The following is a 5,961-nucleotide window of genomic DNA, read 5'->3' on the forward strand; positions in this document are numbered from 1 at the left end:
TGTTCGCGTCCGTTACCGGCGTCGGCGGGTGCCTGATGGGGCCTCGACGTCCGCCGGCTCCTCGACCGACCTGTCGTTGCAGTATCAGCGGGTCGCGCCCGCCGGTGTCCGCCGGCTCGGCCGTGTCCGGTGGCGTCGGTCACTGAGGGTTGACCGTGCGGCAATGCCTCGGTCACGGGGCGGGGGCACACTCGGGGAGGAGGCCGTGGTCGGGGCCGGTCACGCGATCGGCGGCCGCCCGCGCGGCGGGTGGGGTGCCATTGTGAGGGGTGTCGCATGCGCACAGGGTGACGCCAACCCTCACGCAACGGTAATCTCTTCCGTGTCGGGTTGATCTCCGTCAGGGCGGTTCCTTCCTGTTGGCCCGGGTCTCGGTACGAGCCCTCCGCCACCGCCCTCTCCGTCCTCCGCCCGTACCCGGGCGGACCGGCTCCGCGGCACCGGCGCCGCGCGGCGCCCCGCGGCCGGAACGGCCGCGCCGGGCCCACCCGACCACCGCTCCCACGGGGCACGCCCCCGTGTGCTCCGAGTTGACCGCACCGCGGCCCCGGTCGTGCCGGGCCGCCCTGCCGAGATGGGTTGCATGACCGCGCACACCTCCGCGAAGCGCTGGAGACCGACCGTCCCCTCCCTCCCCGTGCTGCGCACCGAGGTCCTGTCGGGCCTCGTCGTCGCACTGGCGCTGATCCCCGAGGCGATCTCGTTCTCGATCATCGCCGGCGTCGACCCGCGGGTCGGCCTGTTCGCCTCCTTCACCATGGCCGTGTCGATCGCCTTCCTGGGCGGGCGCCCGGCCATGATCTCCGCCGCCACCGGCGCCATGGCGCTCGTGGTCGCCCCGCTCGCCCGCGAGCACGGCGTCGACTACCTGCTGGCCGCCACGATCCTGGCCGGTGTGTTCCAGGTGGTCCTCGGCCTGCTCGGGGTCGCCAAGCTGATGCGGTTCGTCCCGCCGAGCGTGATGACCGGCTTCGTCAACGCGCTGGCCATCCTGATCTTCATGGCCCAGGTCCCGCACTTCTGGGGCGAGGGCTGGGGCGTGTACGCCCTGGTCGCCGGCGGCCTGGCCGTCATCTTCCTGCTGCCGCGGCTGACCAAGGCCGTCCCCGCGCCGCTGGTGGCCATCGTGGTCCTGACCGTGATCACGGTCGCCTCCGGCCTGAAGGTGCCCACCGTCGGCGACATGGGTGAGCTTCCCGGCAGCTTCCCGGTGCCGTTCCTGCCGGACGTGCCGGTGAACATGGAGACGCTCCGGATCATCGCCCCCTACGCGCTGACGCTGGCGCTGGTGGGCCTGATGGAGTCGCTCATGACGGCCAAGCTGGTGGACGACATCACCGACACCCGCTCCGGCAAGGGGCGTGAGGCGCGCGGCCAGGGCTGGGCCAACATCATCACCGGCTTCTTCGGCGGTATGGCGGGCTGCGCCATGATCGGCCAGACCATGATCAACGTGAAGTCGGGGGCCCGCACCCGGCTGTCGACCTTCCTGGCCGGCGTGTTCCTGCTGCTGCTCGTGGTGGTGCTCGGCGACATCGTCGCGATCATCCCGATGGCGGCCCTGGTCGCGGTCATGGTGTTCGTGTCCATCGCCACGCTGGACTGGCACAGCATCTCCCCGCGCACGCTGCGCCGCATGCCCTGGAGCGAGACCGCGGTCATGGTGATCACCGTCGTGGTGGTCGTGGCCACGCACAACCTGGCCATCGGCGTCATCGTCGGGGTGCTCGCCTCGACCGTGATCTTCGCGCGGGGGGTGGCCCGCCTGTCGGCGGTCACCAGCGTCCTCGACCCGGAGGGCGGGGTGCGCGTCTACTCGGTCCGGGGCGACCTGTTCTTCGCCTCCAGCAACGAGCTGGTGGGGGAGTTCGACTACCACGAGGAGGGCGTCGGCAAGGTCGTCATCGACCTCTCGCGGGCCCACATGTGGGACTCCTCGGCGGTCGCCGCCCTGGACCACGCCACCGACAAGTTCGAGAAGAACGGTGTCGACGTGGAGGTCGTCGGTCTGAACGTGCCGAGCGAGGAACTGCACAAGGAGCTGAGCGGCACGCTCTCAGGCGGCCACTGATCCGACCCGGTCCCGGTGCGGTCGAGGGGCCGGACCGCCTGCGCTGCGGGCGGTCCGGCCCCTCGTCGCGATTGCGGGACGGCCCCGCTGCGGACAGAATGGCGCCCGGTCCCACGATCAGGAGCGCTGCAGCGATGACGGACACACCCCCCACCCACGGCGCCGGAGCGATCGACACGAGCGTTCCGCACAGTGCGCGCATCTGGAACTACTGGCTGGGCGGCAAGGACAACTACCCGGTGGACCGCGAGGCGGGGGACCGGTTCCTGGAAGTCTTCCCCGGAATGGCCCAGGGGGCCCAGGAGTCGCGCTCCTTCCTCAAGAGGACCGTGCGCCACCTGGTCGAAGAGGCCGGGATGCGCCAGTTCCTGGACATCGGGACGGGGCTGCCCACCGTGGACAACACCCACGAGGTCGCGCAGGCGTGCGCGCCGGAGTGCCGGGTGGTGTACGTCGACAACGATCCCCTGGTGCTGACCCATGCCCGCGCGCTGATGGTCGGCACCCCCGAGGGGACGACCGACTACGTCCACGCCGACCTCCGCGAGCCCGAGGCGGTCCTGGAGGCGGCGGCCGCGACCCTGGACCTCGACCGCCCCGTGGCGCTGATGCTGATGGGGGTCCTCGGGCACATCGCCGACCTGGGGGAGGCCCAGGACATCGTGCGGCGCCTCATGACCGGCCTTCCGCGCGGCAGCCACCTGACGGTCAACGACGGCACCAACGTGCTCAGCGCCGCCAACGCCGAGGCGCACGAGGAGTACAACCGGAGCGGAGCGGTCCCCTACGTCCAGCGCAGTCCTGCCGAGATCGCGTCCTTCTTCGACGGCCTGGAGGTCGTCGACCCCGGCGTGGTCATGGTGACGCGCTGGCGCCCCGAGCCGGGGGAGGGGCCGTTCGGGGGAGGGCCTCCCCAGGTCGACGGCTTCGGCGGGGTGGCGCGCAAGGCCTGAGTGCCTGGGCCTGACGGCCCGGCTCCGGACCGCTCGGAGCCCGGTCCCTGTGCGGGCGCCGTCCGCCGGTGAATCGGGCATTCGGGAATCTACTCCGTAAAGGTGGTAACCGCGGCGATCTCGCCGAAGGCCCACGCGCGGGGACGGACCACCCACTACAGTTGCCTGCCACACAGCGCGGTCCCGCCGACCCGGCCCGCGCCGACGCCCTCACCCCCCGAAGGACGATCGAGGCCATGGACGACTACGACGTCATCATCATCGGCGCGCGCTGCGCGGGATCCCCGACGGCGATGCTGCTCGCCCGGGCCGGCGCGCGGGTCCTGCTGCTGGACCGGGCGACCTTCCCCAGCGACACCGTCTCCACGCACTACGTCCACCATGCCGGAGTCGCGCGCCTGGCCTCGTGGGGGCTGCTGGAGGAGGTGCTGGCCACCGGGTGCCCGCCCATCGAGCGGGTCGCGTTCCATGCGGCCGGGGCCGTCCTCGACGGCCGGCCGCCCGAGGTCGACGGTGTGCGCACCGGCTACGCCCCGCGCCGGACGGAGCTCGACGCCGTCCTGGTGGCGGCGGCCTCGCGGGCGGGGGCGGATGTGCGCCAGGGGGCGTCCCTGCGGGCCCCGCTCTACCAGGGGGACCGTGTCGCCGGAGTGACCTTCGCTGAGGGCGGCCGCGAGTACAGCGCCCGCGCGCGCGTGGTCATCGGCGCGGACGGCAAGCACTCCACCCTTGCGCGCGTGGTGGGCGCCCGCCCTTACCGGGACGAGGGCGTGCAGGGCTGCATGTACTACGCCTACTGGAGCGGACTGCCCGACGAGGGGTTCCGTGTCCATACGGGGGCGGGGTGCACCGTCATCGTCATCCCGACCAACGACGGGAACACCGTGGTCGCGGTGGGATGGCCCCGTGAGGCGTTCGGTCGCGTCAAGTCCGATGTCGAGGCCCACTACACCGAGGCGCTGCGTCAGACCGTCCCCGAACTGCACGCGGCCCTGGCCCAGGGCAGGCGGGAGAGCCGCATCGTCGGCGACGGCGATCTGGCCAACCGCTACCGGACGTCCTCGGGCCCGGGGTGGGCGCTGGTGGGCGACGCCGGGCACGTGAAGGACCCGTTGTGCGCTCTGGGGATCACCGATGCGTTCGTCCAGGCCGACCTCCTCAGCCGACGGCTCACCGGAGCGCTGGGCGAGGGGTCGGCGGCGATCGACCGCGCGACGGCCGGGTACGCCGCCGAGCGCGACCAGGCCACCTCCGTCTCCTTCCGGACGTGCAGCGCCTTGGCCAAGGGGGAGATGCCTGAGGGGCTTCCCGAAGCGATGAAGGACGCCTCGGGAGATCCGGAGAGGGTGACCGAGTTCTTCGGCCTGCAGGCGGGCCTGCTCTCGTTCGAGGACTTCCTGGCCGGAGCCTCTAGGAGCTGAGAGGAAGGGCGCTCAGGTCGTACGGAACGGGCAGGTGGTGCAGGCAGTGCCTTTGCCGTGCAGACCATGCAGGCCATCCAGTCCGAGTTGGCCGTGACGGCCATGATGACCGGTGAGGGCGCTCCACCGGGGCCCGACGGGGGTCCACCGTCGGACCGCCCCGCCCCGGCGGACCGTCCTTCGCGGTCCCCGGCCGACAGGGCGTCGACGCCTCAGCTGGGCCGCCGCGCGCTCACAGGCCGGTCGCGTCCTCCGCGCCGTCCCTGTGCCCGCTGCGGGTCCTGGCATGCTCCAGGACCGCCGTCCACGCGGCGGCGGCGCCCGGCAGGGCGGTGATCCGCTCCAGCAGATCGGCGTCGGCCCCGCGTCCGGCCGCCAGGCCCGCGGCCGCCGTGATCCCGTGGACGGGACGGTGCACCACCTCCACCGGGTCGGCTGCGCTCACCTCGCCCTCGCTCAGAACGCGCAGGTATACCCCGAACCGGCCCTCCTCGGTGAAGGCCTTGACCCACGTGGGCTCGTCGACCCACGCCTGGAACACCCTGCACGGCGTGCGGGGCAGGGTGACCTCCAGGAGGGCGCTCCCGGCGCGCCACCGCTCCCCGATCACGGCCCCGGTCACGTCCACGCCGCGGGTGGTGAGGTTCTCGCCGAACACCCCGTCGTGCAGTCCGCGTCCCAGACGCTCCTGCCAGTGGTCGAGGTCTTCGCGCGCGTACACGTAGACGGCCTTGTCGGGACCGCCGTGGTGTTCCCGGTCGGCCTGCTCGTCCCCGTCGAGCCCCAGGCGCCGTACGGCCACCGGTCCTGCGGCGGGCCGCTTGTCGATCGCCGTGCGCTTCATCCGGCCCGCCCAGTCGGCCTGGAAGACCGTCCCCCGGTTGACCGACGCGATGATCCCCTCGCTGTGCATGGCGGCAGCCTAGTGCGACCGGTGGGTCCTGGTGGCCGGATTCCCGGCGAGAGGGGGAGGAGGGGGATGCGGCGGCGCCGACCTCTCCGGGCCGGGAGCGGTGTTCTCAGATCGGCGGACCCGGCTGTCCGAGGTCCGCCCCCGTCGCCACCGCTTCGGCCGGGGAGGGGCGGGAGGGCGGGGACGCCCTGGGGAACGGCGCCCCCGCCCGGGGTACACCCCGCAAGGGCGGCGACTGCGGGAGCGGTGTCTCCGCCCCCGCAGCAGCGCCGGCCAAGAGGGCCCGTGGCCGTGCCGCTCGTCCGCATTGCCAGACGGCGTCCGGCAGCGGACGCCGCCCGACGGCGAGGCCGCGACGACGGCCATGCGCATGCTTCCGGAGAGGCCTCGGGGGACCGGAAGGCCGGGCCGCCGGGCCTTAGGGGGGAGTCGGCCGTCGGTGGCTGCGGCCACCGAGAGGTCCCGGTGGGAAGCACAGATGCATGCTGTCACGCGGAGGGGGCCCACGTAGAGGATTTCCGTGAATTGCCGGGGAGCGGGGACGAAGGTCCGCTCTACACGGAACGACCGGGATGGTGTCCGTTCGGGTGGTGTAACTTCACA

The 5,961-nt window shown here is 72.7% G+C and carries 4 protein-coding genes; 3 read left to right on the top strand and 1 reads right to left on the bottom strand.

Going from position 1 to position 5,961, the window contains the following annotated elements; genetic code table 11:
* The first annotated feature begins 583 nt into the window (after window positions 1-583).
* The 3 genes from D450_RS0120595 to D450_RS0120605 all read left to right on the top strand — a co-directional run bounded on the left by D450_RS0120595 (window position 584) and on the right by D450_RS0120605 (window position 4,445).
* Window positions 584-2,071, top strand: coding sequence for a SulP family inorganic anion transporter (locus D450_RS0120595; protein ID WP_017540542.1), 1,488 nt, complete (start codon window positions 584-586; stop codon window positions 2,069-2,071).
* A 134-nt stretch (window positions 2,072-2,205) separates the two neighbouring features.
* Entirely contained in the window at window positions 2,206-3,024 is an 819-nt protein-coding gene (locus D450_RS0120600; protein WP_017540543.1) for an SAM-dependent methyltransferase, read from the top strand.
* A gap of 161 nt (window positions 3,025-3,185) precedes the next feature.
* Window positions 3,186-4,445: an NAD(P)/FAD-dependent oxidoreductase gene (locus tag D450_RS0120605; protein WP_241483227.1), complete on the top strand. Its 1,260-nt coding sequence runs from the start codon at window positions 3,186-3,188 to the stop codon at window positions 4,443-4,445.
* A 232-nt stretch (window positions 4,446-4,677) separates the two neighbouring features.
* Here D450_RS0120605 and D450_RS0120610 read toward each other — a convergent pair whose 3' ends face one another.
* A complete protein-coding gene (locus D450_RS0120610; protein ID WP_017540545.1) occupies window positions 4,678-5,358 on the bottom strand; it encodes an MOSC domain-containing protein in 681 nt (226 codons plus the stop codon).
* Between the last annotated feature and the right edge of the window lie 603 nt (window positions 5,359-5,961).

It is taken from the genome of Nocardiopsis halophila DSM 44494 (assembly GCF_000341245.1).
Taxonomy (GTDB): Bacteria; Actinomycetota; Actinomycetes; order Streptosporangiales; family Streptosporangiaceae; genus Nocardiopsis_A; species Nocardiopsis_A halophila.